This window comes from Dehalobacter sp. CP, from assembly GCF_047652685.1.
Lineage (GTDB): Bacteria > Bacillota > Desulfitobacteriia > Desulfitobacteriales > Syntrophobotulaceae > Dehalobacter.
This window is the reverse complement of sequence record NZ_CP157399.1, coordinates 2,789,242-2,815,612: the sequence shown is the minus strand read 5'-3', so window position 1 is coordinate 2,815,612 and position 26,371 is coordinate 2,789,242. Positions and strand designations below refer to the sequence as shown.

General features: G+C 46.2%; 20 protein-coding genes. 15 read left to right on the top strand and 5 right to left on the bottom strand.

The genetic code is table 11. The features are described 5' to 3' along the window. Nucleotides 1-29 precede the first annotated feature (29 nt). The 15 genes from AAH944_RS13915 (at nucleotide 30) to panB (ending at nucleotide 20,913) form a co-directional block, all read left to right on the top strand. Nucleotides 30-1,715 (top strand): DEAD/DEAH box helicase family protein, encoded by a 1,686-nt coding sequence (locus AAH944_RS13915; protein ID WP_415535379.1) that lies wholly within the window; start codon nucleotides 30-32, stop codon nucleotides 1,713-1,715. Beyond that, entirely contained in the window at nucleotides 1,708-2,430 is a 723-nt protein-coding gene (locus AAH944_RS13910) for a phosphoribosyltransferase family protein (RefSeq protein WP_415535378.1), read from the top strand. Before AAH944_RS13915 ends, AAH944_RS13910 begins: the two co-directional genes overlap by 8 nt. A gap of 426 nt (nucleotides 2,431-2,856) precedes the next feature. After that, nucleotides 2,857-3,387 carry a ribosome hibernation-promoting factor, HPF/YfiA family gene (gene hpf, locus AAH944_RS13905; RefSeq protein ID WP_015044892.1) on the top strand — a complete coding sequence of 177 codons (531 nt, stop codon included), beginning with the start codon at nucleotides 2,857-2,859 and terminating at the stop codon, nucleotides 3,385-3,387. A gap of 154 nt (nucleotides 3,388-3,541) precedes the next feature. Further along, entirely contained in the window at nucleotides 3,542-6,052 is a 2,511-nt protein-coding gene (secA, locus tag AAH944_RS13900; protein WP_415535377.1) for a preprotein translocase subunit SecA, read from the top strand. 69 nt (nucleotides 6,053-6,121) lie between these two features. After that, a protein-coding gene (gene prfB, locus AAH944_RS13895) for a peptide chain release factor 2 (RefSeq protein ID WP_415535376.1) occupies nucleotides 6,122-7,229 on the top strand; the annotation gives its coding sequence in 2 pieces (ribosomal slippage) (nucleotides 6,122-6,190 and nucleotides 6,192-7,229; 1,107 coding nt in all). A 33-nt stretch (nucleotides 7,230-7,262) separates the two neighbouring features. Then, the gene (locus AAH944_RS13890) at nucleotides 7,263-8,075 is read left to right on the top strand and encodes a transketolase (protein ID WP_415535375.1); all 813 of its coding nucleotides are present in this window, start codon (nucleotides 7,263-7,265) and stop codon (nucleotides 8,073-8,075) included. Further along, entirely contained in the window at nucleotides 8,075-9,040 is a 966-nt protein-coding gene (locus AAH944_RS13885; RefSeq protein ID WP_415535374.1) for a transketolase family protein, read from the top strand. Before AAH944_RS13890 ends, AAH944_RS13885 begins: the two co-directional genes overlap by 1 nt. Before the next feature lie 318 nt (nucleotides 9,041-9,358). After that, nucleotides 9,359-10,045, top strand: a complete 687-nt coding sequence (ftsE, locus tag AAH944_RS13880) for a cell division ATP-binding protein FtsE (RefSeq protein ID WP_019224968.1) — start codon at nucleotides 9,359-9,361, stop codon at nucleotides 10,043-10,045. Further along, nucleotides 10,035-10,919 carry a permease-like cell division protein FtsX gene (gene ftsX / locus AAH944_RS13875; RefSeq protein ID WP_415535373.1) on the top strand — a complete coding sequence of 295 codons (885 nt, stop codon included), beginning with the start codon at nucleotides 10,035-10,037 and terminating at the stop codon, nucleotides 10,917-10,919. Before ftsE ends, ftsX begins: the two co-directional genes overlap by 11 nt. A gap of 73 nt (nucleotides 10,920-10,992) precedes the next feature. Further along, complete coding sequence (locus AAH944_RS13870; protein WP_415535372.1) at nucleotides 10,993-12,126, top strand: murein hydrolase activator EnvC family protein; 1,134 nt, start codon at nucleotides 10,993-10,995, stop codon at nucleotides 12,124-12,126. Between the two features lie 73 nt (nucleotides 12,127-12,199). Beyond that, on the top strand, nucleotides 12,200-13,381 hold the full coding sequence (locus tag AAH944_RS13865) for a S41 family peptidase (protein WP_415535371.1): 1,182 nt from the start codon (nucleotides 12,200-12,202) through the stop codon (nucleotides 13,379-13,381). A gap of 345 nt (nucleotides 13,382-13,726) precedes the next feature. Further along, complete coding sequence (locus tag AAH944_RS13860) at nucleotides 13,727-14,776, top strand: hypothetical protein (RefSeq protein ID WP_415535370.1); 1,050 nt, start codon at nucleotides 13,727-13,729, stop codon at nucleotides 14,774-14,776. Between the two features lie 67 nt (nucleotides 14,777-14,843). Next, on the top strand, nucleotides 14,844-16,895 hold the full coding sequence (gene uvrB / locus AAH944_RS13855) for an excinuclease ABC subunit UvrB (protein WP_415535369.1): 2,052 nt from the start codon (nucleotides 14,844-14,846) through the stop codon (nucleotides 16,893-16,895). Between the two features lie 144 nt (nucleotides 16,896-17,039). Beyond that, nucleotides 17,040-19,862: an excinuclease ABC subunit UvrA gene (uvrA, locus tag AAH944_RS13850; protein WP_415535368.1), complete on the top strand. Its 2,823-nt coding sequence runs from the start codon at nucleotides 17,040-17,042 to the stop codon at nucleotides 19,860-19,862. A 208-nt stretch (nucleotides 19,863-20,070) separates the two neighbouring features. Next, a complete protein-coding gene (gene panB / locus AAH944_RS13845) occupies nucleotides 20,071-20,913 on the top strand; it encodes a 3-methyl-2-oxobutanoate hydroxymethyltransferase (RefSeq protein ID WP_415535367.1) in 843 nt (280 codons plus the stop codon). A 93-nt stretch (nucleotides 20,914-21,006) separates the two neighbouring features. On the opposite strand, the gene AAH944_RS13840 is transcribed toward panB, so the two are convergent. From AAH944_RS13840 to AAH944_RS13820, 5 genes are all read right to left on the bottom strand, one after another. Beyond that, nucleotides 21,007-22,152, bottom strand: a complete 1,146-nt coding sequence (locus AAH944_RS13840) for an ABC transporter permease (protein WP_415535366.1) — start codon at nucleotides 22,150-22,152, stop codon at nucleotides 21,007-21,009. Further along, entirely contained in the window at nucleotides 22,153-23,277 is a 1,125-nt protein-coding gene (locus tag AAH944_RS13835; RefSeq protein WP_415535365.1) for an ABC transporter permease, read from the bottom strand. A gap of 9 nt (nucleotides 23,278-23,286) precedes the next feature. After that, nucleotides 23,287-24,225: an ABC transporter ATP-binding protein gene (locus AAH944_RS13830; protein ID WP_415535364.1), complete on the bottom strand. Its 939-nt coding sequence runs from the start codon at nucleotides 24,223-24,225 to the stop codon at nucleotides 23,287-23,289. 229 nt (nucleotides 24,226-24,454) lie between these two features. Then, nucleotides 24,455-25,087: a response regulator transcription factor gene (locus AAH944_RS13825; protein ID WP_020492036.1), complete on the bottom strand. Its 633-nt coding sequence runs from the start codon at nucleotides 25,085-25,087 to the stop codon at nucleotides 24,455-24,457. Then, on the bottom strand, nucleotides 25,077-26,198 hold the full coding sequence (locus AAH944_RS13820; RefSeq protein WP_415535363.1) for a sensor histidine kinase: 1,122 nt from the start codon (nucleotides 26,196-26,198) through the stop codon (nucleotides 25,077-25,079). Before AAH944_RS13820 ends, AAH944_RS13825 begins: the two co-directional genes overlap by 11 nt. Nucleotides 26,199-26,371: the final 173 nt, after the last annotated feature.

The window sequence follows — 26,371 nt, the reverse complement described above, 5'->3', positions numbered from 1 at the left end:
GCCTAATCCTGGGAGGGTGGACGAGGTATTTGAGCCCGGGGTTACCGCTAGGAAAGCTGCTGGCCGTCACTGGAGGGCTGCCTGATAAAAAACCAACAACACAACCAGCCACGCAGCCATTTTCACCAGCTCTGCCATCAGCACCAGTTATAGACGGGGACTTTGAAAACAGGCTTGCCCAAAAGCTAACAAATCGGATGAAAAAAGAAAATATGGGCGTTCAAGAAAAGGTTCGGTGGCAGGATATCAGCCGGGAGGCCTTGCCGGAGGCATTCAATATCGAAGTACTGCAGAATGAAACCATGTACCAAAAATTCCTGAGAATAGCGGAGGGCAGGCAACTCGCCGAAAATGAGTTTCGGATTGTGGAGAAAAAGCTCGGCGTTAGTACGAAGGAACTTCTGGGCCTCATGCAAAAAGCTGTGCAGAGTGGAAATGCAGAGTGGCTACCGATTTTTGAACAGGTTCGATCCAGGTATTTCTGCCGGCGCTGCGGAAGCAGTCATTATGAAGAATGGCCATCACTGTATGGCGATACATATACTTGCCTTGACTGTCGGGAAATTGGACCGCTCAATTCTCTGCAAATTCTTTTTAGGCTCCATTCCGTCGATGTTCCGGGTCAAACACAGGTGGATACGGATAAGTGTAAACCAGAACAAACTGTCCGGAGTTATAGCCTGGAATTTACTTTTGCGCAGGAAAAGGCAGCCGAAGAGCTTTGGCAGCAGGTGCACCGGCGAAAAGCACAAGAAACGCTGCTTTGGGCTGCCTGCGGTGCTGGAAAAACAGAGGTTTGTTTCCCTTTGATCGACAGTTTTTTGCGTCAGAAGAAAAAGGTTCTTTTTGCGGCACCCAGACAGGACGTTGTGCACGATGTTCAGCCTCGTTTGCAGAAAAATTTTCCGGAATACAATATCAAAATTTTAAGCGGAGCGCTGCTGCAGGATATGGAGCCCTCAAAGCTAACCGTCGCAACAACGCATCAAGTTCTGAGATTTTATCGGGCTTTTCACCTGATTATCCTTGATGAGACTGACGCCTATCCGTATGAAGGAAGCCGCGTCCTGGAATATGGGATCAGACAGGCTTTAAGACCAGATGGACAAATTATCTGTCTTACAGCGACACCGTCAGCAGAAATCCTGTTACGGGTTAAGAGCCAGAAATGTGCGATCGTCAGACTCCCTGTAAGACATCATGGCTTTCCTGTTCCGGTCCCCGAATGGCAAAAAAATAAACTGACCAGGGATCGTTCGCTGGTTGAATTGAAAAAAGTATTGCTGAAATTGATTGCGGACGGTCCGATTCTGGTCTTTGTCCCCACCGTTGCATTGGTTAAAGAATGGACGGGTGTGCTGAAAATGGCTTTTGGTGATCTGCGCGTGGAGGGAAGCTGGAGCTCGGATGCTGCGAGGAGAGAAAAGACCGTACTTTTCAGGCAGGGCGATATTAATATTTTTGTCTGTACATCCATTTTAGAAAGAGGCATAACCGTCAAAGGTGTACAGGTTGCAGTTTTATTTGCGGATCATACGCTCTATGATGCGAGAGCTTTGGTCCAGATGGCCGGCAGAACAGGCCGGAGCGCAGAATGTCCGGTTGGAAGAGCCGTCTTTATTTATGCCGAACAAACCCAGGCCATGATCCAGGCCAACCGCTGGATTCAGGACCAGAACAGGCTGGCTGAAGAATGGGGATGTTTGAATGGTTGATTTATTCTTGAAACTTAAAGAAAACGCAGCGCTTTTGTGGTATGAGAAGACAACGTATTGTTTGCTTTGTGGCAATGTATCAGAAGAATCGGTCTGTCTGATTTGTCAGCAGGCATATTTCTTTCCGAATTTGCCTCGCTGTGGTTCCTGCGGCAAAATTCTTGCAGGGACCAAAACACGTTGCCGAAATTGTGAAACAGGAAAGGGGCCGGAAGGATTGGATAAGGTAACCTGTCTGGGTTATTACAAAGGTGCCTGGAAAGAATTGGTCCAGCAGATTAAATATAAGGGACAGCCATATTTGCTAGCGTCTCTGGCAGAAGTGATCATACCATGGGTTATCCGCTGCTTGCCTCCTCCTGACGCAGTAGTTCCGGTGCCGATGCATCCGGACAGGCTGGCCCAAAGAGGATTCAATCAAGCAGAAGTGCTGGCCTCAATCATCAGCAGGCAGCTGGCAATTCCTTATCAGAATCTGCTTGACCGAATGAAGGATACAATTCCTCAGACTACCCTGGGACGCAGGCAAAGGCTGCGGAATCTCCGGGATGCCTTCTCTGTCAAACCTGGTTACAGTGATCTCAGGGAAATTGTCTGGCTGGTTGATGATGTTGTGACGACAGGCTCGACGCTGGAAGAATGTGCCGGGGTACTGAAAAAGAATGGGGTAAAGAAAGTCTATGCTTTTTGTCTTGGCGCGGGTAAAGAAGAATGAGACAATTTGCCGCAGAAGAATCATTTTTGCAGAAAATTGCAGAATGAAGACAAAAATAGGACCTTCGTACTAATCGATGGACTGCTCACAATTTTATCCACCAATAAAAATGAAAATATACGCCAAAAAGTAAAGTTATCAACATTATCCACAATCTGTTGTGTATAACTTCAACAAACCGAAACGCTAGTATCATGTTAACCCTAAATCTCATATATCCTGACAGCAGATTTTTCGCAATACTGCGTTGTCTTGCAGAAAATCTGCTCGCCATCAAATAAAATTTTAAGGTTAACAAGATACTGCTTCTCAGGATGTTTTCAGTTCGTTGAGGTAATAATATCACTAAACAAAGATAAAATATGGCAGGAATTTAATAAGAAAAGATGAATTATAATACTATATCAGGCGAAAGGGGTTGAGACTATGAATATCAATGTTCGAGGCAAACAAATGAAAATGACGGACGCGTTAAAGGATTATGTAGAAAAAAGAGTCCGTAAGCTGGAGAAGTACTCCGATGATTTTCTCGATATTCAAGTCATGCTGTCCGTAGAAAAAGAACGGCAGAGAGTTGAAGTTACTGCCCCGCTAAACGGATTTCTTCTCAGAGGTGAGGAAGAAACAGATGATATGTATTCCTCCATCGACCTGGTAGTGGATAAGCTGGAACGCCAAATGGAAAAATACCGCAAGCGTATTGGGAAAAAGAGAATAAAATCCACGAAGGAGGAGCCGAGCTATATTCTCGAGGATGATGAAGAAATCTTTGACAATAACAGCATCGTTAAAACAAAAAAGTTTTCAGCTAAGCTTATGTCGGTTGACGAGGCAGCGATGCAGATGGACCTGATCGGGCATAATTTTTTTGTATTTGCCAATGCAGATACGGGGCAGATAAATGTTGTTTACCGGCGTAAACACGGCGGCTACGGCCTACTAGAGCCAGAATACTAAAACGGCTGAACGACTCAGGTTTATTAATCGCATATCCTGAGCAAAAAAGTGTCCCGCCTAAGCGGGACATCTTTTTGCTTAGATTGAACCTTCAGTAAGACAGTGATAAAATAATCATATTAAGCACACCGCGTAAGGTGAAAGGTGGACCAAAATGGGTTTTTTAAAGGATTTGATTGATGACAACGCCAGGGATATAAAAAAGTACCAAAAGAAAGTTGAAAAAATTAATCAGTTGGAACCTTCCATACAGGTACTCTCTGATGACGAACTCAGAGCAAAGACAGTGGAATTCAAAGAAAGACTGGAACAGGGTGAGACGCTGGATGATCTTTTGCCGGAAGCCTTTGCTGTCGTCAGGGAGGCTTCGAAAAGAGTTCTCGGACAGCGGCACTATGATGTTCAGCTTATAGGCGGAATGGTCCTTCACGATGGAAGGATCGCCGAAATGAAGACCGGGGAAGGCAAAACGCTGGTTGCAACCTTGCCTACGTATTTAAATGCCTTAACCGGCTTGGGCGTCCATGTTGTGACGGTTAACGATTATCTTGCTACCCGTGACGCCAACTGGATGGGCCAGGTGTATGACTTTCTTGGTTTGTCCGTCGGGCTGATTGTTCATGGTCTGACACACGAACAGCGGCGGACAAGCTATAACGCCGACATTACGTACGGCACGAACAATGAATTCGGATTTGACTATCTGAGAGACAATATGTCCGTCAATCCTGCCGCTGTCGTCCAGCGGGAGCTCCATTATGCCATCGTGGACGAAGTAGACTCGATTCTGATCGATGAAGCGAGGACGCCATTAATCATTTCCGGAGAAGCTGATAAGCCCACTGAACTGTACTTCCGGGTTGCGAAGGTTGTCCCCCGCCTTAAGCCGGAGGAAGACTATCATGTCAATGAAAAGGACAGAGTTGTAACGCTGACGGAGAATGGGGTATCTAGGGTTGAAACAATGCTCGGGGTGGATAACTTATACGATGACCTACACAATGAAGTTGCGCATCACGTCAATCAGGCTTTGAAAGCGCATACCCTGTTCAAGCTTGACCGTGACTATGTGGTGAAAGACGGTCAGGTCATTATTGTCGATGAATTTACGGGCCGCTTAATGTTTGGGCGCAGGTACAGCGAGGGACTCCACCAGGCGATTGAAGCCAAGGAAAATGTCAAGATTGAGCGGGAATCTCAGACGCTGGCAACCATTACGTTTCAAAACTTTTTTCGGATGTTTAAGAAACTTGGTGGCATGACCGGTACCGCGAAGACGGAAGAGCAGGAATTTATTAATATTTACAGGTTGGACGTCGTAGAAGTCCCCACGAATCTTCCGATGGTCAGACAGGATCTGCCTGATGTTATCTATAGGACGGAAGAAGGCAAGTTTAACGCCGTAGTCAACGACATTTCGGAAAAGAATGCCAAAGGCCAGCCAGTACTTGTCGGAACGATTTCGATTGAAAAATCCGAGAAGCTCAGCGACATGCTGAAAAAGAAAGGTGTTCCGCATCAGGTGCTGAACGCTAAGTTTCATGAACTTGAAGCCCAGATCGTTGCCAAGGCGGGGGAACAGGGTATGGTAACCATTGCAACCAATATGGCAGGCAGAGGAACAGATATTGTTCTTGGGGAAGGCGTAAAGGAACTTGGCGGACTGCATATCATTGGCACGGAAAGACATGAATCCCGCCGGATTGACAATCAGCTGAGAGGACGTTCCGGCCGTCAAGGTGACCCGGGGTCTTCCCAGTTCTATATTTCGCTTGACGATGATTTGATGCGGCTCTTCGGCGGTGACAATATTGCCGGGCTAATGGACAAACTGGGTATGGACGACAGTGTTCCTGTCGAATCCAAAATTGTCAGCCGCAGTATTGAAACAGCCCAGAAGAGAGTCGAGGGCAGAAACTTTGACATCCGCAAACACGTGCTGAATTATGACGATGTTATGAACAAGCAGCGTGAGATTATTTACTCGCAGCGCAGATCCGTTCTGACAGGAGAAAACCTGAAAGAACAGGTAATGGATATGATCGAAAAAGTCATTGCCGACACCACAGCGCGTTACAGCGGAAATAGCCCGTATCCGGAAGAATGGGATCTGGTCAGTTTTCTGGACTATGTCGACAATGTCATTCTTCCTGATCATGACTTTACCCCCGAACAGATTAGCAATTTAGCCAAAGAAGAAGTTGAAGAACTATTGACCGACAGGGTGCATGAACTGTACGAGATCAGGGAATCCCAGTTCGGTTCGGACCTGATGCGCCAAATTGAAAGAGCAGTGGCTCTGCAGGTTGTAGATACCCGCTGGAAGGAACATCTTGACGCGATGGACAGCCTCCGGGAAGGGATTGGCTTAAGAGCTTACGGACAGCGCGATCCGCTCCTTGAATACAAGAATGAAGCCTTTGATATGTTCCAGGGTATGGTAGAATCCATCCAGGAGGACGTTTCGACTTATATCTTAAGAGTAACACCTCGGATTACGACGCAACTTCCGGAACAGGCGCAAAAAGTCTCCGAGAACCGTTATGAGGAAGAACAGGAGCAGGTCAAGAAGCCCCGCAAAATTGGGGAACATATTGGCCGCAATGATCCCTGCCCGTGCGGAAGTGGGAAGAAATATAAGAAATGTTGCGGAATCAACAGCTAAATAAAATGTTGACAAAACAGATTTGTTTTACTTTAATAACAGTGGAAAAAATAATCTAGGGGTGGAAAAATGCTTGCCGATTGGAAAAAAGAAATTGAGAATCTAAAAATGCGTTTAGCAGATTTGAGGGTTTCCCTTTGACGTTGCTGGCCGTCAGATAAAGATTGCCAAGCTTGAGGACGAACTCAACAAACCCGGTTTCTGGGATGATCCTTCTTCAGCGCAAAAAGTCATGCAGGAATTGACCCGTGAGAAGGATAAGGTGACGGTCCATCAACAGCTCCAGGATCAGATCGAGGACATCGCTGCACTTTGGGAGCTGGCTGTGGAGGAAGACGATATTTCTTTGGAATCGGAAATTGAAAACACCATTGTTAAATTGAAAAACCAGTTTGCTGATTTGGAACTAGAGATTTTGCTCAGCGGACCTTATGACCGTAATAATGCGATCATTACCCTGCACTCCGGCGCAGGTGGGACAGAATCCCAAGATTGGGTGCAGATGCTGTACAGGATGTATGTTCGCTGGGGTGAACGCCGGGGATTTAAAGTCGAGACACTCGATCTTCTCCCGGGAGAAGAAGCAGGTATTAAAAGTGCGACATTTTCATTGGCTGGGGAGAATGCTTACGGCTACGCCAAGTGTGAGAAAGGGGTACACCGTCTGGTGCGTATCTCTCCTTTTGATGCCTCCGGACGGCGGCATACTTCCTTTGCCTCCGTCGATGTGATTCCTGAAGTCACTGATGATGCAGAGATAACCATTGATGCGGAAGATTTAAAGGTTGACACGTACCGTTCAGGCGGAGCCGGCGGACAGCATGTCAATAAGACGGATTCTGCTGTACGGATCACACACCTGCCTACCGGAATTATTGTTCAATGTCAGAGCGAGCGCTCTCAGATTCAGAACAGGGCTTATTGTATGCGGGTTCTTCAGGCTAAACTCTTGGAATTAAAGAGAAAACAACAGGAAGAGGAAATATCTGAGGTCCGTGGGGAGCAAAATGATATTGCCTGGGGGAGCCAGATTCGGTCTTATGTCTTTCATCCATACAGCATGGTCAAAGACCATCGGACCAGCTATGAAACTGGGAATGTCAATGCGGTGATGGACGGGGAAATTGATCCATTCATTTCGACGTATCTTCAGCATATCGTCGGACAGAATAAATAATTCGGAACAAAATAAAGGAGGAACCCTTATACCATGTCAGATTTAAAAGAAATCGCCTGCAGGATACGTCAGGACATCATCGAAATGCTGCTAAAAGCTAAATCAGGTCATCCTGGCGGCAGCCTTTCGGCCGCAGATATCCTTGCTGTCTTATATTTCCGAATCATGAATATTGATTCGGCCAATCCTGGATGGTCCGAGCGGGATCGCTTCGTGCTCAGTAAAGGGCATGCTGCCCCGGTACTTTATGCAGCCTTGGCGGAGAAAGGATATTTTTCGCGCGAAGAACTGCAGCATCTTCGGCAGACCGGGCACTTTCTTCAGGGGCACCCTGATATGAAAAAGGTCCCGGGAGTCGATATGTCCACCGGTTCTTTGGGACAGGGCATTTCAGCGGCAGTCGGTATGGCTCTAGCTGGCAAAATGGATCAAAAAACCTACAAAGTATATTGCCTCGTAGGTGATGGTGAAATGAATGAGGGTCTGGTTTGGGAAGCGGCGATGGCAGCAGCCCATTATAAGCTCGATAATCTGATTGGCATCCTGGACTTTAACGGTCTTCAAATTGACGGGGAGACGGAAAAAGTCATGAATTCTTCTCCGCTCTCTGACAAATGGGGAGCCTTTGGATGGAATGTCCTGGAGGTTGACGGCCACGACATTTCAGCATTGACGGATACCCTGGAAGCAGCGAAGCAGGTCCAGGGCAAACCGACGATGATTATCGCCAAAACCATTAAAGGAAAAGGGGTATCTTTTATGGAAAACCAGGCAGGGTGGCATGGAAATGCACCCAGCCCTGAACAAGCGGAAGCTGCCCTGGCTGAACTGAGAGGTGAAAACTAATGGCTGAGATGTTTGATCTGATTAAAGCGGAAAAAATAGCGACGAGAGATGCCTATGGCAAAACACTTGTGCAGCTTGGCGGAGAAAACAAGGATATTGTGGTTCTGGATGCCGACTTGTCCAAGTCAACCAAAACAGCCGATTTTGCCAAGGTATTTCCGAAACGTTTCATCAATATAGGCATTGCCGAACAAAATTTAATGGGAGTCTCGGCCGGGCTGGCAGCAGCGGGTAAAATTCCTTTTGCGAGTACCTTTGCAATCTTTGCGACAGGAAGGGCCTTCGAACAGATCAGAAATTCTATCGCTTATCCGAAACTCAATGTGAAGATTGCGGCTACTCATGCGGGGATCAGTGTAGGTGAAGACGGTGCCTCCCACCAGGCTGTGGAAGATGTGGCGCTGATGCGTTCGGTGCCGAATATGACAGTACTGGTTCCTGCTGATGCGGAGGAAACAAGTCAGGTCATCAAAGCTGCTGCAGCATACCAGGGACCTGTCTATATCCGGCTCGGAAGACTGGCGCTGCCCGTGCTCTTTGATTCATCTTCCTATCAGTTCGAGATTGGCAAGGCCAATGTCCTGAAAGACGGCAAAGATGCTGTCATTATCGCAAACGGGCTCATGGTAGCGGAAGCGCTGAAGGCTGTGAGTGAACTCAGCGGGCAGGGCTACGACGTCGCGGTTGTCAATTGTGCCTCTGTTAAACCACTGGACAAACAGACCATTATTCAGATCGCGCAACAAACAGGAGCAGTTGTCACTGCGGAGGAACACAGTATTATCGGCGGACTCGGAAGTGCAGTGGCAGAAGTATTAAGCGAAAATTGTCCTGTCCCGCTCTGCCGGGTTGGGGTCAATGATGTTTTCGGAGAGTCCGGACGCCCGGATGAACTGCTGGTGAAGTATCATCTTACAGCGAAAGACATTGTTGAAGCTGTAAGACGAGTGATTGCCAAAAAATAAAGAGCTGCAGGACAAATAAAAGCAGGATATTCCCCAAAAGGGTATTCTGCTTTTTACTTTTGCTCAATTTGTTCTTTTAATTGCCGATGAAAATAGTAAGAAGATTTGGATCAGAAAATAGCCTAAAGAAATCAAATATATTTCTGTTGTTATTTGTCAATATATTTATTTTTTACACTATCGTTTAATAATTGTGGAATGCATTCCTGAGTTTTTGCCATTTTTCAGGAAATGTTTAATTTTTTAGCTGTCTTAGACAGGAAAATAACACAAAATGTCGAAGAGATAGATGTTAATAGGTCTTCCGGAGGACAATGAATGATTAAGCTAAAGAATGTTTCTAAAATCTATCCGAATGGTGCCCGCGCTCTATTCGGCGTCAACCTTGACGTCGCTAAGGGAGATTTTGTATTTCTGGTTGGGGCCAGCGGGGCCGGCAAATCGACACTGATCAAACTGCTCTACCGGGAAGAAATTGCTACGAGGGGACAGGTACTCATCGATAATGTCAATCTTGTGAGAATGTCTTCCAGCCATGTGCCATTGGTCAGAAGAAAAATTGGTGTTATTTTTCAGGATTTCAAGCTGCTTCCGGCAAAGACCGTGTTTGAAAACGTCGCTTTTGCCCAGCAGGTCATTGGTAAAAGTATGAAAGAAACTAGAGAGAATACGAATACGATTTTGGATTTGGTTGGCCTTGCTAAGAAAAAGAATGCCTTTCCTTCCGAGCTTTCAGGAGGCGAACAACAGCGCGCCTGCATTGCCAGAGCGCTGGTCAACAAACCCGCTTTGCTGGTTGCGGACGAACCTACAGGGAATCTTGATGTCGATACTTCCTGGAGTATCATGGAACTGCTTAACCATGTCAACAAGCTGGGTACCACGGTCGTGATGGCAACACATGCCAGGTACATTATTGAACAAATGAATAAGAGGGTAATAAGGATTGAAGAAGGCAAGATTGTTGATGACAGCATAGAGGGGGCATACAGAATTGTCACTTAACTCAGCAAAATATGTTCTAACCCAGTCTCTGGTATCATTGAAAAGAAACTTCTGGCTCAGTGCCGCATCCATTTTAACGGTGATGATTTCTTTAACAATCGTTGGTTATTCGGTTTTCTTTTTAGTCAACACATCGAACATTGCCGACACCTTTGAATCCCAGGTAGAAATTGCCGCGTTTTTAAATGATCATCTGGAGACATCACAAATTACCGATTTAAAAAGTCAGATTCAAAAACTTGAAGGTGTTGCAACCGTTGCCGTTACCACTAAAGATCAGGCTATTATAGAGTTTCAGGAATCCATGGGTTCCGACTCTCTTCTGGAGGATTTGGGCGGAGTAAACCCATTTCCGGATAAGATTACAATTACAACGACCGATGCCCGTCTCGTCGAAGAGATTACTTCCCAGGTAAGCGGGCTGACCGGAGTCGAGAAAGTTCGTTATGGGCAGGGCTTTGTTGAGAAACTGATTGTCTTTACTCAGTGGCTTCGCTGGGTCGGGATTGGCGTTGTTGCCGCATTTGCTTGTGCCTCTTTCCTCTTAATTGTTTTAAATATTAAAACCAATGTAAATTCCAGAGAGAAAGAGATTCAAATCATGCGCCTGGTTGGCGCCAGCAAATCCTTTGTCCGTTGGCCTTTTATCATCGAAGGGATCGTCATTGGTATGGTCGGGGCAATCCTGGCTGTTGCGCTGGTTGGGGCTACCTATACCTGGCTCCTGCAGTATATTATCTCGACCTTGAGTTTCCTGCCTGTTGTCAGCAGTCAACAGTTCATTATCAATGTGCTTCTGCTGATGGTTCTGGGCGGGGTTGCCATGGGATTTCTGGCAAGTGCGTTCTCTGTACGAAAATTTTTGAACCTTTAAAATCAGTTTTCCATGATTTTAGACGTCGAGGTTAACGAACTTTGAGTTTTATTGGGGGGGAATGGCGTAAAATATGATTAAAATGACAAGACCGGTTGTTTTGCTGATTGTTTTAACTCTAATGGTTACTTTCAATTTTCCTGTGACCGCGGATGAACTATCTGATGCGCTTAAGCAGCAGGAAAAGATCCTGAATCAGCAGAAGAACGCGGAAGGAAACCTGAATAGCCTAACGACAAAAGCGCAACAGATGGAGAAACAGATTCGGCAACTGACGACGCAAATCTCTGACGCTGAAGTGGATCTGGATCATAAAGAAAACGCCCATGCGAAGGCCCAGGAAGAAGTAACGGCGATTCAAACGGAAGTGACAGCCAAACAGCAGGAACTGAAAGGAAGACAGGATACTCTGCGCAGTCGGGTACGCGCGATCTATGAAGAAGGTCAGGTAAACTATCTGGAAGTTCTATTCCAATCCACAGATTTATCCGACTTCATTTCCAGAGTAGAATATCTAAGCTGCCTAGTTGAAAATGATCAAACCATTTTAAGTGATATCCGTGTTCAAAAACAGGATTTAGATGAAAAGAAGGAACTCCTCGTCGCTAAAATGGAAGAGGCGGAGAGCTTAAAACAACAGGCGGAAGCAGCTAAAAATTATTTGGACAGCAGCAAGTCAAAAAAAGAAGTAGCACTCGCTGAGAATAAAGAGGATCAGGAAGCGCTGCTCGAACAAATTGACAAGCTGGAGAGAGACTCTAAAGCACTTGAGTCAAAAATCCGTGAATTGCAGAAGAACAACACCGGAGGAGTTACTGGGACAGTTAATGTCTGGCCTGCTCCAGGGTACAAGTATATTACCAGTACTTTCGGATACAGGGTTCATCCGATAACAAAACAGTATAAACTGCACACCGGAGTCGATATCGGTGCACCATACGGGGCGAAGATTGTAGCAGCAGGATCCGGTACGGTGATCTTTTCCGGTTGGTACGGCGCCTATGGAAATGCCATTATTATCGACCACGGCAATGGAATCTCAACGCTTTACGGCCATATGTCTTCAAGGGCGGTTGCAGTCAAGACAACAGTGGCAGCCGGCCAAACAATCGGTTATGTTGGATCAACGGGATGGAGTACTGGGGCTCACCTGCACTTTGAAGTACGTAAAGACGGCACCCCGACAAACCCGATGGCCTATTTTTAATCAATTGGACTTAACTTGTACAAGTCTGCATATACTAACAAAGAATAAATGAGTTTGATAGGGAAGTGGACGTTTGTTCAACCGTGTGAATTGGAAAAAAGCTTTTATACAGGCCGCAGCAGTCGGCCTGATATTTTGTCTGGGGCTGGCACTTGTTGTTGGCGGGTTTGTACTGGTCAATTATGATCACCTTGGAAGACTTATGCGGGTAGTCTATCTTATTGACACCCAGTATTTAAATGGAACATCCCGTGCTGGACTCGTTGACGGGGCAATCGACGGGATGGTGGGTTCGCTGGACCCGTATTCATCCTTCCAGGATGCTGAGGAAAACAAAGTGCTGATGAATTCGATTCAGGGCACTTTTGGAGGGATCGGTGTACATTTAAGTACGGCAGATCCGGAAAAATTGGTTGTTATGCGTCCAATCAAAGGTTCTCCGGCTGAGAGGGCAGGACTCGAAGCGGGGGATATTATCACCAAAATTGACGAGACCGATGTCTCCACGATCAGCCAGGATGAAGCAGTCGCGATCTTAAGAGGAGAGCCCGGGAGCAAGGTGACGGTTAAAATTTACCGGCCGAAGACGAAGACAGAATTTACCGTAAGCCTTATCCGTGACTATATCAATGTTCCGACGGTTGAAGGGATCTCTCTGCCGGAAAGGTCAGATATTGGGCTGATTGATATCTCCAGTTTTAACATTAATACCGGGGATGAACTTGAGAAGGTTTTACGGGAGATGGATCTGACCAAATATAAGGGTCTGATTATTGATCTTCGTTATAATTACGGAGGAGAAGTCAATGCCGCGATTAAAGTAGCAAGTTTTTTGGTGCCGGAAGGGTCAATCGTTCACATTGTGAATAGGAACGGCGTCGTAGATACAAAAGAATCGACTGCTGAATATATCGATATGCCCATTGTCATTTTAACCAACGAATATACGGCCTCAGCAGCAGAAATCGTATCCGGGGCAGTCAAGGATTACGGAAGCGGGACCCTGGTCGGGACGAAGACGTATGGCAAGGGTGTCGTGCAGACGGTGTTTACCCTTGATGGCAACACCAGCGTAAAGCTGACGACGGACAAATATCTTACACCGAAGAAAAATGATATTAATAAATTGGGAATCAAGCCCGATGTTGAAGTCGAACTTAAAGAAGGAGAAAAGCCTACCATCCTTCCGACCGAGCCTGTCTTCGACAGTCAGCTGAGCAAGGCGGTTGAAGTCCTGCTGCAGAAAATCCAGTAGGATAGAAAAGGATACAGTATCTTTATTCAGTCAAATGGAAGATGTCAATTTAAGACGTCTTTCTCTAAATAGAATCCGCAGCGGAACGAATGATTAAACCCGTTCTGCTGCGGATTTATTTAATGAGCGATCTCATCCTAGTAATACATTCTTAGAATAGACATACACATCGAGAGTTAATTCCTGATAAGAAGATCTGCTTATTATCCCTATGATCAGTCTGAGGGACACAGTTTCGCTGTGGAGCATTGTAATGAACATTGCATTTCTGATTTGACGGGAGAACGCCAGCTATTCTACTTGCATAGAATATCCCACAGACATTATTGAACTGGAGGAATCATCATGGGGAACACAAGTGGGATTCGGCATTATTATATTGAGGCATTCACGCCTTACGGTTACGTATCGCTGCTGCCTGAACTGCTAAAAGAAATTAAATATACATATCTTCTCACGGGCGGCCCGGGTACAGGAAAATCAACCATGATGAAGCTCATTGGCATCCAGATGATTGACCGTGGGAATGATGTTGATTATATCAGGTCGATCAGGGAAGCCGATTCAGTTGCCGGTCTGTATCTGCCCAAGCATAAAATATGCTTACTCGATAAGGATGAATTTAACTGGCAGATAAATTATTGCGGCCCGTACCACCGTGAAATTGATTTTTCTTCCTTCTGCCGCCAGAGCAGACTGGAAGAACACAGTCCTAAAATCAGTCAGCTTGGAGCAAGCCTTGCTGACATTGAGCAGGACATCATTGCCCAGCTCAGAAAAGACTATATGCCAAAAAAAGAAGAGGAATCTGAGGGATCTGAGGAAGATAGCCACGCCTGTCAAAACAAAACCAGGAACCTGGACGCTGTCCTGTCTTTGGCCGGGGAAGGCGATCAGCAAGGTGATGATTCGCCGCATATTGATGAGATCACGCGAATCCTTTCCAGAATAAAAACAAACAATCTGTCGTTCTATTTTCTCCATAGCCTTCAATTAGAAGGGTGGCTAAATCTTGCTCCAAGATATATTCGGGATTTTGACCGGATTTGCCTGGACGGTGAAGAGTCTGCTCACCTTCTGCGGGTACTGCTCGAAGAGGTTAAATGCCTGGGGCAGGCCATGGAAATCATTGTTCATCCGCTAAAACCATACACAATCGTCGGTTTGCTCTTTCCGGAAAAGAATCTGGCTGTCTGGAAAGGAAATCCCTGCCGGATTGAAGAGCAGGGTTTCCGGATGGGTCACAGTACGGAGCTGATAGCTATTCTCGAACAATACAGAAAGAACCGCCTCGAATTAAAAAATCTAATTAATGACTCCGTAAATTTCAGGGGATTGGACCATTTCCGCAGCGAGCTCCTGAGCAGTATTTTGACGGACCTCCATCAAGGATGAAACAAAAATGCGGGAATGAGAACAAAATGATATAATAAATATACTGTCTTTGATGGAGGGATATTCTATGGAATTTCGACTGCGGGCTCCTTATAGTCTTTCTGGAGATCAGCCCCAGGCAGTGGACAAGCTTACTGAAGGCGTTCTAGCCGGTAAAAAGCACCAAACGCTGCTGGGTGTTACCGGATCGGGTAAAACATTTACAATGGCCAGCATCATTGAACGCATTCAAAAACCGACCCTGGTCTTTGCACACAATAAGACGCTGGCCGGACAGCTGTATTGCGAGTTTAAGGAATTTTTTCCGGAGAATGCGGTTGAATATTTTGTCAGTTATTATGATTATTATCAGCCGGAAGCTTATGTTCCATCCAATGACCTCTACATTGAAAAAGACGCTTCGATCAATGAGGAAATAGAAAAATTACGGCACTCGGCCACAGCTGCGTTGTTTGAAAGAAGAGACGTCATTGTTATCGCAAGTGTTTCCTGTATCTATGGTATGGGCTCTCCGGATGAGTACCGGGATATGGTTCTGTCTTTGCGGCAGGGTCAGGAAATAGAACGCAATCAGATGCTGCGCAAGCTGGTTGAAATCCAGTACGACCGGAATGATACCGCCTTTTATCGCGGAACTTTCCGGGTAAGAGGGGATGTCGTCGAGGTATGTCCTGCTTCTACGGATGAAAAGGCAGTCCGGATTGAAATGTTCGGCGATGAAATCGAGCATCTTTATGAGGTGAATCTTCTGACCGGTGAAATCCTGGGAGAACGAAAACATATCTCGATTTTTCCAAACTCCCACTATGTGACCGAACGTGATAAATTAATGCTGGCAGCTGAAAATATTGAGCAGGAGCTTGAAGAGCGCCTGGAATATTTCCGTTCCAGGGAAAAGCTGCTGGAGGCTCAGCGCCTCGAACAGAGAACCCGCTACGATATTGAAATGCTTCGGGAGATGGAATTTTGCAACGGTATTGAAAATTATTCCAGGCATCTTACCTTCCGCAAACCAGGAGAAACACCCTATACTTTGCTGCACTTTTTCCCGAAGGATTTCCTGATGTTCATTGATGAATCGCATCAGACTCTGCCGCAGGTCAGAGGCATGTTTGAGGGAGACCGTTCCAGGAAAAGCACGCTGGTGGAGCATGGTTTCCGCCTGCCCTCTGCCATGGATAACCGGCCGCTGCGTTTTTCTGAATTTGAAAAAGTCGTACCCCAAAGGGTCTATGTCAGTGCGACTCCCGGACCATACGAAATGGAGCACTGCCGCGAGGTTGTCGAACAGATTATCCGGCCCACAGGTCTGATTGACCCGGAAATCATTGTGAGGCCCACCCAGGGACAGATTGATGACCTGATCGGCGAGATCCGGCAGCGGATTGCCAGGGACGAAAGAATCCTCGTGACCACACTGACCAAGAGAATGTCCGAAGACCTGACAGACTATCTGAAACAGCTGAATATTAATGTCAGATATCTTCATTCTGATATTCAAACCCTTGAGAGGTTGGAAATCTTAAGAGAACTCCGTCTTGGAGAAATCGATGTGATTGTCGGGATTAATCTTTTAAGAGAAGGCCTTGATTTGCCTGAGGTATCGCTGGTGGCGATCCTTGATGCTGATAAGGAAGGATTCTTAAGATCGGAAAGGTCTTTGATCCAGACTGTGGGCCGGGCGGCCCGAAATGTCAACGGAAAAGTCATCATGTATGCGGACAATATGACGGAATCCATGAAAGCCGCGATTGGTGAGACCAACCGTCGCCGAGCGATCCAGGAAGAATATAACAGAGCACACGGGATTATCCCGCAGACCATTCGCAAGCAGATCTATGAAGTGCCTGAAGCGACGAAAGTTGCAGAGAAAAAGACGGCTTATGGGGAAAAAGGCGGCAAGTTAACACCTGAGGAACAGGAAAAAACCATTCAGGTCCTGGAAGAAGAGATGCTTAAGGCTGCCAGAGAACTGGATTTTGAACGCGCAGCTGATTTGAGGGATGCGATCATTGAACTGAAAGGAGAGTATGCTGGTATGACACGGAGCAGCCGCTCTAAATCTGGCAAAAACTATTCTTCCGAGAAACAGAACAGATCCCGTAAAAAAAGAAGGTAAATGAATGCGAACAAGTGTTCCCTTTTGCTGCTTTTTGGTGTAAGATAAAATCATGGCAATTATGGAAGAATAGATGTTAAATAAGGAATAGAATCAAGCAAAAATATAGCCTCATCATCTTTAGAAGCCTTATGGAGGAAATGTATGACCCAGGATTATATCAAGGTACGGGGCGCCCGTGTTCATAACCTCAAAAACATTAATGTCGATATTCCGCGGGATAAGCTTGTTGTTATTACCGGCCTGTCCGGCTCAGGAAAATCATCTCTGGCTTTTGACACCATTTACGCTGAAGGACAAAGACGCTATGTTGAGTCCCTTTCAGCTTATGCCCGCCAGTTTCTGGGGCAGATGGACAAACCGGATGTCGATTATATTGAAGGACTATCACCCGCAATCTCCATTGATCAGAGGACGACCAGCCGCAATCCACGATCAACCGTAGGAACGGTAACGGAAATCTATGATTATCTCAGACTGCTTTATGCAAGGGCCGGTCATCCGCATTGTCCGAATTGCGGCAAAGAGATCAGCCAGCAGACCGTCCAGCAGATGGTGGATCAATTACTGAGCTATCCGGAGAAAACCCGTCTGCAGATTCTAGCACCGGTGATCAAAGGAAAAAAAGGAGAGCACGTCCGGACACTCGAGCAGGTCAGAAAAAGCGGCTACGTCCGGGTGAGAGTGGACGGAGAAGTCAGAGATCTCAGTGAGGAAATACTTCTTGAAAAAAACAAAAAGCACTCCATCGATGTGGTTGTGGATAGAATCTCCCTGAAGCCCGACAGCACCGCCCGGCTTGCCGACTCAATCGAGACTGCGCTGAAGCTCGCCGAAGGCACGGTTCTGGTCGACATCGCGGGTCAGGAAGAGATTCTGTTCAGCGAAAATTTTGCGTGCCCGGACTGCGGAATTGCAATCGACGAGATTGCTCCAAGACTGTTTTCCTTCAACAGCCCATTCGGGGCCTGTCCGTCGTGTACCGGACTCGGGGCGAATCTGGAAGCAGATATCGATCTGATTATCTCCGACCGCAGCAAGTCGATCAATGAAGGTGCAATTGTGCCGTGGGCGAAATCGAGTTCGAGCTATTATCCTGCCCTGCTGCAGGGGCTGGCCGAAAAATTCGGGTTCAGTCTGGATTGCCCGGTGAAAGATCTGACACCGGAGCAGTGGCAGGCCCTGGTCTATGGTTCTGATTCACCGATTAAATTCAGTTACTACAATGTCTTTGATGAATTAAAATATTGGAAAGCGCCTTTTGAAGGACTGGTGCCGTATTTTAATCGCCGATATAAGGAATCGACCTCTGACTATGTCCGGAATGAAATAGAAGGCCTGATGACAGACAGGCCGTGCCCGGCCTGTCAGGGCAAGAGGCTGAAACCGGAAGCGCTGGCTGTAAAGATTAATCGTTTATCCATCTATGAGCTGACCCGGCTTACCGTGATGGAGTCCCTGGACTTTTTTAAAAAAATCGTTCTAAGTGAAAAGGAACAGATGATTGCGCGCCAGGTTTTAAAAGAAATCAAAGAAAGGCTCGTTTTTCTTGTCAATGTCGGGCTGGACTACCTGACGCTGGATCGTGCCGCCGGGACACTTTCAGGCGGGGAGGCCCAGAGGATCCGTCTGGCCACGCAGATTGGCTCGAGTCTCACCGGTGTGCTTTATGTGTTGGATGAGCCAAGCATCGGTCTGCACCAGCGCGATAACGCTAAACTGCTGGATACGTTGAAAAAACTGCGGGACTTGGGGAACACGCTTTTGGTCGTGGAACATGATGAGGATACGCTCTTGGAGGCTGACCATATCATTGATATCGGCCCTGGCGCCGGAGCCCATGGCGGGCATATTGTGGCGCAGGGAGATCTGGAAGCGATCAAGGCGTGTGAAGCTTCGATTACCGGGCAGTATCAGACCGGTCGTAAAAAGATTGAAGTCCCGGCTGAACGGCGCCGGCCGAACGGAAAATGGCTTGAAGTAATCGGTGCAGCCCAGAACAACCTGAAACAGCTCCATGCCAAATTCCCATTGGGTGTGATGACTTGTGTAACAGGCGTGTCAGGATCAGGCAAAAGCACGCTGGTCAACGAAATATTATTCAAAGGGCTTCAGATGGAACTCAAAATCAGCAGCAAAGTCCGTCCCGGGGTTTACCAGGAGCTCAAAGGACTGGAGTATGTCGACAAGGTTATCGACATTGACCAGTCTCCGATCGGGCGTACACCGCGATCCAATCCAGCCACGTACACCGGGCTATTTGATTTTATCCGGGACCTCTTTTCCCTGACGCCGGAAGCGAAAATCAGAGGCTATAAACAAGGCCGATTCAGCTTCAATGTTAAAGGCGGACGCTGTGAGGCCTGCCGGGGAGACGGAATCATAAAAATTGAAATGCATTTTCTTCCGGATGTCTATGTTCCGTGTGAGGTATGCCGCGGGCAGCGTTACAACCGGGAGACCCTGGAAGTAAGCTTTAAAGGAAAAAATATTGCGGAGATCCTCGACATGACGGTTGCTGAAGCGGTCGAATTTTTCGGGGCTGTACCTCGGATTGCTCGGAAGCTGCAGACGCTGCAGGATGTTGGCTTAGGCTACATCAAGCTTGGGCAGCCGGCTACGACCCTTTCCGGGGGAGAGGCCCAGCGTGTTAAGTTGGCTACGGAGCTCAGCCGCCGCAGTACGGGGAAAACGTTGTATATTTTGGATGAACCGACGACCGGTTTGCACGTCGCCGACGTGGATAAGCTCTTGAAGGTCCTGCAGCGCCTGGTCGAGGCGGGCGATTCCGTTTTGATCATCGAGCACAATCTGGACGTGATTAAAACCGCCGATTATATCATCGACCTCGGTCCCGAAGGCGGCAGCCGGGGAGGCGAGATCGTCGCAGTCGGTACGCCAGAGGAAATCGCAGCGGTTCCGGCCTCTTATACAGGACAGTTTTTAGGAAAACATCTGGAGATTTAGGACAATGGGTTAAATTCATTGATTTTTACAAGCTGGTGTCGTTTTATACGGTATCAGCTTTTCTGTTTTTTCGACATTGTCATTAATTGGTGTACTCCCCTTGTGGAAAAGTGTCGGCAAGGGGTAGACAATTAAAGGCGGATGGTATATATTATATGGTAAATGATTTTAAGAAATCGTTCTTATATTTTTTGGAGGGAAAAAAAAGATGCGGTCGAAAGTTAACATCAATGCGTTGCAGAGCAAAGTGAATTTAAGTGAAAAAATTACCATGCTCACGTGCTATGACTATCCAATGGCCCTTCTTGAAGAGAAGGCTGGTATCGATATTATACTTGTCGGGGATTCTATGGCGATGACCGTTCTGGGAGAAGAAACAACCCTGGGTATGGATCTGGATACCATGGTCACACATGCTAAGGCAGTCCGTAAAGGTGCACCCACGGCGTACTTAGTCGGCGATATGCCTTACATGACCTATCAGATCAGCAAAAAAGAAGCCATTCGCAATGCAAGCCGTTTTATGGCAGAGGCTGGCTGCGACGCCGTCAAGCTGGAGGGCGGATCCAATATGGCGGATACTGTCGAAGCTATGGTCAAAGCGACCATTCCTGTGATGGGACATCTCGGCTTAACTCCGCAATCGATGGCTCAATTAGGCGGATTCAAATCCCAGGGCCGCGATTGTGCAGGCGCCTTAAAGATTATTGAAGATGCTAAGATTCTTGAGGAAGCAGGTATTAGCCTGTTGCTGCTGGAAGCTATACCGCCTGAAGTCGGCAAGATTGTTGCTGAAAGAGCAAATATCCCGGTTATTGGGATCGGAGCAGGTCCGTATGTTCATGGACAGCTGATGATCGTCCACGATGCGCTGGGTTTCTTTGATGCTTTCACCCCCAAATTTGTCAAGAAGTATGTGGACCTGAATTCGATCATTTTGGATGCTTTGGAAAGCTACAAGAATGATGTAGTCGGGGAACAGTATCCGGAAGACGGGCATAATTATAACTTTATGAATGGGGAATTAGAAAAGCTTCTCAGGCAAGCATAAAAATCATACAATAATATGAAGGTTTAATATTAGATACTGCTGACAACCGTTGTTGGCAGTATTTTTGTTTCTTATTCAGTACAAACAAATGAATTACACAAATTTCTGGATATTGCTTTCCCAGGCGAACCGGTACACTGCAATTAGGAAGAAAGCCACGGCAAAAGCAACCAGGATAGCAATATTCATCAGGATTTCCGACAGACTGCTGCCGGACTGTATTTTTTGAATTGCATCCAAAGCCCACCATTGCGGCATAAAGTGGGCGATTTTCTGCATGGTTTCGGGCATCAGGCTAACCGGCCAGAAACATCCTCCCAGCATGCAGGTCGGAGTCAGGATAAGCGTAGAAAGCGTGCCTGCCATGTAGGAGGAGCTGGAAAAAGCTGTTGTAATAAGTCCGATCCCGATAGAAACAAGGCCGAACAGCAGAAGGATAAAGAACAGAAGGGTTGCAGGCACATAGGTCTCAATACGGAACAGATATTGTAAAGCCACGATGATAAAGAGTGTTTGAACGGTAACGATGATCAGGCTGCTTAACGCGTTTGCACTGAGATATTCCTTTGGCGATACGGGACTTGCACAAATTCTGTGATAGGTCCTGGTTTTTTTTTCATTCAGGATAGCATGAGATGTCAAGCCTGCTCCGAGCATTACAAACATCAGCAGGAAGCCGAAGCTTGTCAGGGTAATATCCTTGCTGACACTTTCATCCTGCAGTTCGACAGCAGATACCTGGAGCGGATGGCCGCTGTATTTCTGAAACAGTTCCCGAAAAGCTGTCTCGTCTCTGCCGGCAGCGGCAGCCAAATCTTTCAGATTTCGGGTCTGCAGATTTAAAAACTGCTCCAACCAGGCCGTTGTATCCTGTCCTTTTAACGAGATGATTTCGATTGCTGCCGGAGAGCCGGCAACAATACTTTTTTCATATCCACCGGGGATGATGACAGATGCCTCCAGGGTTTGATCCAGAAGGTTGTTTTTTATTTCTGTTTCTTGGAGGGGAATAAGCGTATAGTTTCCCGCTTTAGCAATTCCCTGAACGAGGTAAGCTGAAAGGGCAGTTTGGTCTTTGTCAATCAGCCCGATTTGGACAGGCTCTGACTTGGCCCCGCTGTAGATCGCCAGTGCAAAGATAATACCCAGCAGCGGAAGAAGCAGATAGACAATATAATTTCCTTTTTTTCTAAAGGTGACCTTTAAGGTGTTCCGGACTAAAAACAGAACGTTTTTCATTCAGACCGCCTCCTTTCTGGATAGGAATGCTGAGATCATCAGAAATGCCGCAGCGATAGTCAGGTTGATCAGGATAGCAGGAAGCATGGTCGTATAGTCCTGATCGTAGATCAATCTGAAAATTGCCTCATTTGTCCACTTAAGCGGGGAAAGTGCGGTAATCGTAGCGAGTGGGCCTTCCAGCGAGGATAACGGAACATACCCCCCGCCGAGGAAAGCGATAATTGGGATCAGAACATTTAGACAAGCGGCACCTGTACCGTCATTGCGAATCAGGTAAGCAATTCCTGTGCCCAGACTGATTGCCAGAACAGCTTCAGAGAAAATGATCAGCAGGACCGATAGCAGGTCTGATCCCCAGTACACTTTAAAGAAAAGCGAGCTAAACAGAAGAACGACCGCTGCCTGCACGATGGTCACCAGAAGGCCGCCGAGGGTTTTGCCTGTGAGCAGTTCAATTTTGGTGACAGGGCTGCAGAGTATCCGGTTGCCGGTTTTAAAATTCTGTTCATTTTTAACAGACCAGAATCCGGTCAGCGAAGCGTATAGTAAAAAAAGTGTCAGCATGGTTACGGCGTAGTAATCCAGGGAACTGGGTTCCCTTTTTTTGTCCAGGGACTCGGATTGAATGTAATCTTCTTCCGGGCTAGCCATAATGCCTGTCAAAGCAGAAGGGTTTGTTTGGGCAATCAGTTTAAGGGCATCATATCTGGCTGCGAAAATTTTAAGGGAAGATTCTACGAGATTAGCTTCGAAACTAAAGCGCGCATTTTTATAGACACGAATTTCCTGAGGATCATCGGTCAACAGAACGAAACAGGAATACTGGGCATTTTTTATACTGTTCAGACCTTCCTCTATATTTGTTGTTTGGGTAAAGGTGATTTCCATCTGCTCTTGCAATGTCTTTCGAAAAGACTGAAAACCGTCGGCAAGCTCCGAATCTTTTTGGACAGCATACAGAACGTGAATATCGTTTAATTTGATATCGTTGGAAAAGACGCCGGAAAAGGCTGTACCCAGAATCACGATTAAGACAATCGGAAAAAGGACCATCATGATATTCGCTTTGAAATCCCGAATGTTCTGTTTAAATTCTTTGAAAATAATATAAATCATTCTCATAGCAGTCACCTAATCCCTTAAACTACGGCCGGTCAGAGACAGAAACACGGTTTCCAGGTCGGGTGTTCGGCTCTCAACACTTTTAATGGAGAACTTATTTTCGGTAAAGTAACCAATAATTTTGTCGAGGTTATCAACCTCTTTGGCTGTACTTATTTTTATCGTGTTTTCTTCAATGTCCATTTGGAGAACTCCGGGGATTTCTCTGATTTTGTTTTCATCGGCTTTGGAGATGGCGTCGCTAATAGTAATCCAGACGACATTGGCGTCGGTTAAGAGCGCTTTCAACTCTTCTTTGCTGCCCAGGGCGATCACTTTACCGTGATCCATGATCGCGATCTTGGAACAGATTTCTTCGACCTCTTCCATGTAATGGCTGGTATAAATCATTGTACATCCCATCTGATTCAATATCTTAACCGATTGCAGGATATGATTGCGGGATTGTGGATCGATACCCACGGTAGGCTCATCCATAATCATTAATTTCGGTTTATGGGCAATCGCACAGGCAATATTCAGCCGTCTTTTCATGCCCCCGGAAAAGCTTTTCGGATAACTGTTTGCTTTATCGCTTAATCCGGTAAATTCAAGAGCCTCAGCCGCTGCTTTATTCATCTCGGCTCCCCGCAGACCGTAGAGTCCTGCAAAAAATTTGACATTTTCCAGCGCAGTCAGGTCTTCATAAATGGCAATATCCTGAGGAACAATGCCTGTGTTTTTCTTGGAAAATGTTTTATTTTTTTTCGTATCTTTGTTTAAGATAGAGATGGTCCCTTTATCAATGGACAATAAGCCGATGATCATATTAATAGCAGTACTTTTACCTGCGCCGTTCGGTCCCAAAAGCCCGAATATTTCTCCTTCCGCAATGCTGACATTCATATTATCCACAGCAATGACATCACCAAATTTTTTTGTGACATTCTCCATCACCAGAATGTTCATACGAAATCGCTCCTTCCATTCTCCGGTCTGTTCTTTAGTTTCATCATATATCATAGTGAAAATCGGCTGGTGCAAAGTAACATTTGTTTATTACTTATTCTTTGCCTTCTTATATCCTAATAAAAAAAGGCACCTTTCGTTAGTAGAGAAGGTCACCCATTCTGTATGACAAAAGTCATATTTTTGGCCAAGGGCTTGTTATCATCCTGGAATTCTTTGTGAAGATGCTTTATTGCCTGACGCCCGTCAAGTAGTAGATCGCAATCTGGGTCCGGTGCTCAAGACCGGTCTTATTCAGGATGGAGGTGATATAATTCTTGACAGTGCCTTCGGAAACAAAAAGCGTTCTCGCGATCTCCCGGTTAGCCAGTCCTTTGGCAATCAGTTTGATAATATCCATTTCCCTTTCGGAAAAAAGGTCTTCAGCAATCTTGACTTTGGGACTTGTAACAAGTTCCTCCCGGATCTTTTCCATCACACTGTCCTGCATCACAATGCCGCCGTCATATACCATTTTTATCGCATCCATAATCCGGTCAGGAGAACTGTTTTTCAATAGATACCCTCTTGAGCCGTTTTTTACGGCCGTCAGAATAAAATCATCGTCGTCAAATGTGGTCAGGATCAGTGGTTTAACGGTCGTTTTCTCAGATATTTCTCTGGAAGCCTGCAGGCCGTCCATGACAGGCATCCTGACATCAAGCAGCACGATATCGGCTTTCTGGGATTCACAGTATTGGATGGCCTGCAGGCCATTTTCCACACAGGCGATTACTTCAAAACGTTCGTCGTTTTGAAGTATGATTTTAAGCCCTTCCCGGATCAGGATATCGTCATCGGCGATAAGTACTTTAATCGGCATTTTCTGCTCCTTTCACAGGCAGTAAGGTAATGACGGAGAAACCGTCCGAACTGTCCAGAATAAGTTTGCCCCCGCAGCTTTCCGTTCTTTCCTCCATCCCTTCCAGCCCCAATCCCTTCTTAATCGATATGGCACCGACGCCATTATCTTTTATTTCGACCTTAATAAGTTTATTCATTATTTCAAGGCTTATTTTCACTTCTCCGGCGGATGAATATTTCAATGTATTTGTCAGTGCTTCCCGGACATTTTCCAGGATGATTCTCCATTGTGAATGGGTAATGCAGTTCAGATCACCCCGGTAGTTCAAATGTGTTTTCATTTGGCTGTTAAATGAATGCTCATCCAGGATCGCTTTCAAACGATTAATGCCAAGCTGCTCAGGAGCTGGTTTGATAGTTCTGAGTGCGGAACGGATATCCTCCATGCCTTCTTTCAGAACATGGATAACATTGGCAATAATCTCCTTTGATCTGTTCTGGTCCCGGTCAATCACCAGACGGGAGGCTTCAAGCTGGATCAGGCTTCCGGCAAGGACATGCCCGATTTTATCGTGAATATTTTGCGCAAGCGTATTTCTTTCTTCCAGCTGGCTTAAATACTTGACCTGGTTTTCATATTCGGTACCGGTGTGCAAACGGCCGTAAAGAGAATGGTTCTTTTCTCTTAAGAAATCGTTGTCCGCGGCCAGGCGGGCAATGCGCATCGAAGATTTTAGGGACAGTTCATAAATCATGGCGCTCAAAAGACTGATCAGCAGATATTCCGGGATAATATTCCCTGCAAGCAAGAGAAGAGGAAGAGCTGTAGAAATCAGGGCATATAATGGATTCTTCCCGAACTGGTGAGACAATTCCAAAAAGTTCAACGGCAAAAGAAAAACAAAGAGATTAGAGGCATAGAAAGCAGAGAGAATCAGAAAAACACATATCAAAACCATCCATGTTTTTTTTACGGATTCCTTGGAGGAAATAATATGAAACATGCTCACAATGATATAGATAAGGAGAAGTAACAGCACCAGGGGTAAATTGGTCATCCCAGTCAGTACATAGCAAAAAATACTATACAGAATAATCACTAATTTCGTGCCTAAAAGCCAGCCGGTCATCAGATTACCTCGTTCATCCTATTTCGGCATATCAGAAAAACCTTAGGTGCTTTCTGATATATCTATGGGCAACTAAGCTTACGCCTGTGCCAAAAAGCTTGGCGCAAGCCTAGTTTTCTATATAATCCTACTATAGTTTTTCTACCGGGACCATGTCAACCCTAATCCCTAAT

Bases quoted from the DNA above. Each gene is read 5' to 3' on its own strand.
- AAH944_RS13910 (WP_415535378.1), top strand. From the start codon at position 1,708: ATGGTTGATTTATTCTTGAAACTTAAAGAAAACGCAGCGCTTTTGTGG.
- hpf (WP_015044892.1), top strand. From the start codon at position 2,857: ATGAATATCAATGTTCGAGGCAAACAAATGAAAATGACGGACGCGTTA.
- secA (WP_415535377.1), top strand. From the start codon at position 3,542: ATGGGTTTTTTAAAGGATTTGATTGATGACAACGCCAGGGATATAAAA.
- AAH944_RS13890 (WP_415535375.1), top strand. From the start codon at position 7,263: ATGTCAGATTTAAAAGAAATCGCCTGCAGGATACGTCAGGACATCATC.
- AAH944_RS13885 (WP_415535374.1), top strand. From the start codon at position 8,075: ATGGCTGAGATGTTTGATCTGATTAAAGCGGAAAAAATAGCGACGAGA.
- ftsE (WP_019224968.1), top strand. From the start codon at position 9,359: ATGATTAAGCTAAAGAATGTTTCTAAAATCTATCCGAATGGTGCCCGC.
- AAH944_RS13870 (WP_415535372.1), top strand. From the start codon at position 10,993: ATGATTAAAATGACAAGACCGGTTGTTTTGCTGATTGTTTTAACTCTA.
- AAH944_RS13860 (WP_415535370.1), top strand. From the start codon at position 13,727: ATGGGGAACACAAGTGGGATTCGGCATTATTATATTGAGGCATTCACG.
- uvrB (WP_415535369.1), top strand. From the start codon at position 14,844: ATGGAATTTCGACTGCGGGCTCCTTATAGTCTTTCTGGAGATCAGCCC.
- uvrA (WP_415535368.1), top strand. From the start codon at position 17,040: ATGACCCAGGATTATATCAAGGTACGGGGCGCCCGTGTTCATAACCTC.
- panB (WP_415535367.1), top strand. From the start codon at position 20,071: ATGCGGTCGAAAGTTAACATCAATGCGTTGCAGAGCAAAGTGAATTTA.
- AAH944_RS13840 (WP_415535366.1), bottom strand. From the start codon at position 22,152: ATGAAAAACGTTCTGTTTTTAGTCCGGAACACCTTAAAGGTCACCTTT.
- AAH944_RS13835 (WP_415535365.1), bottom strand. From the start codon at position 23,277: ATGAGAATGATTTATATTATTTTCAAAGAATTTAAACAGAACATTCGG.
- AAH944_RS13830 (WP_415535364.1), bottom strand. From the start codon at position 24,225: ATGAACATTCTGGTGATGGAGAATGTCACAAAAAAATTTGGTGATGTC.
- AAH944_RS13825 (WP_020492036.1), bottom strand. From the start codon at position 25,087: ATGCCGATTAAAGTACTTATCGCCGATGACGATATCCTGATCCGGGAA.
- AAH944_RS13820 (WP_415535363.1), bottom strand. From the start codon at position 26,198: ATGACCGGCTGGCTTTTAGGCACGAAATTAGTGATTATTCTGTATAGT.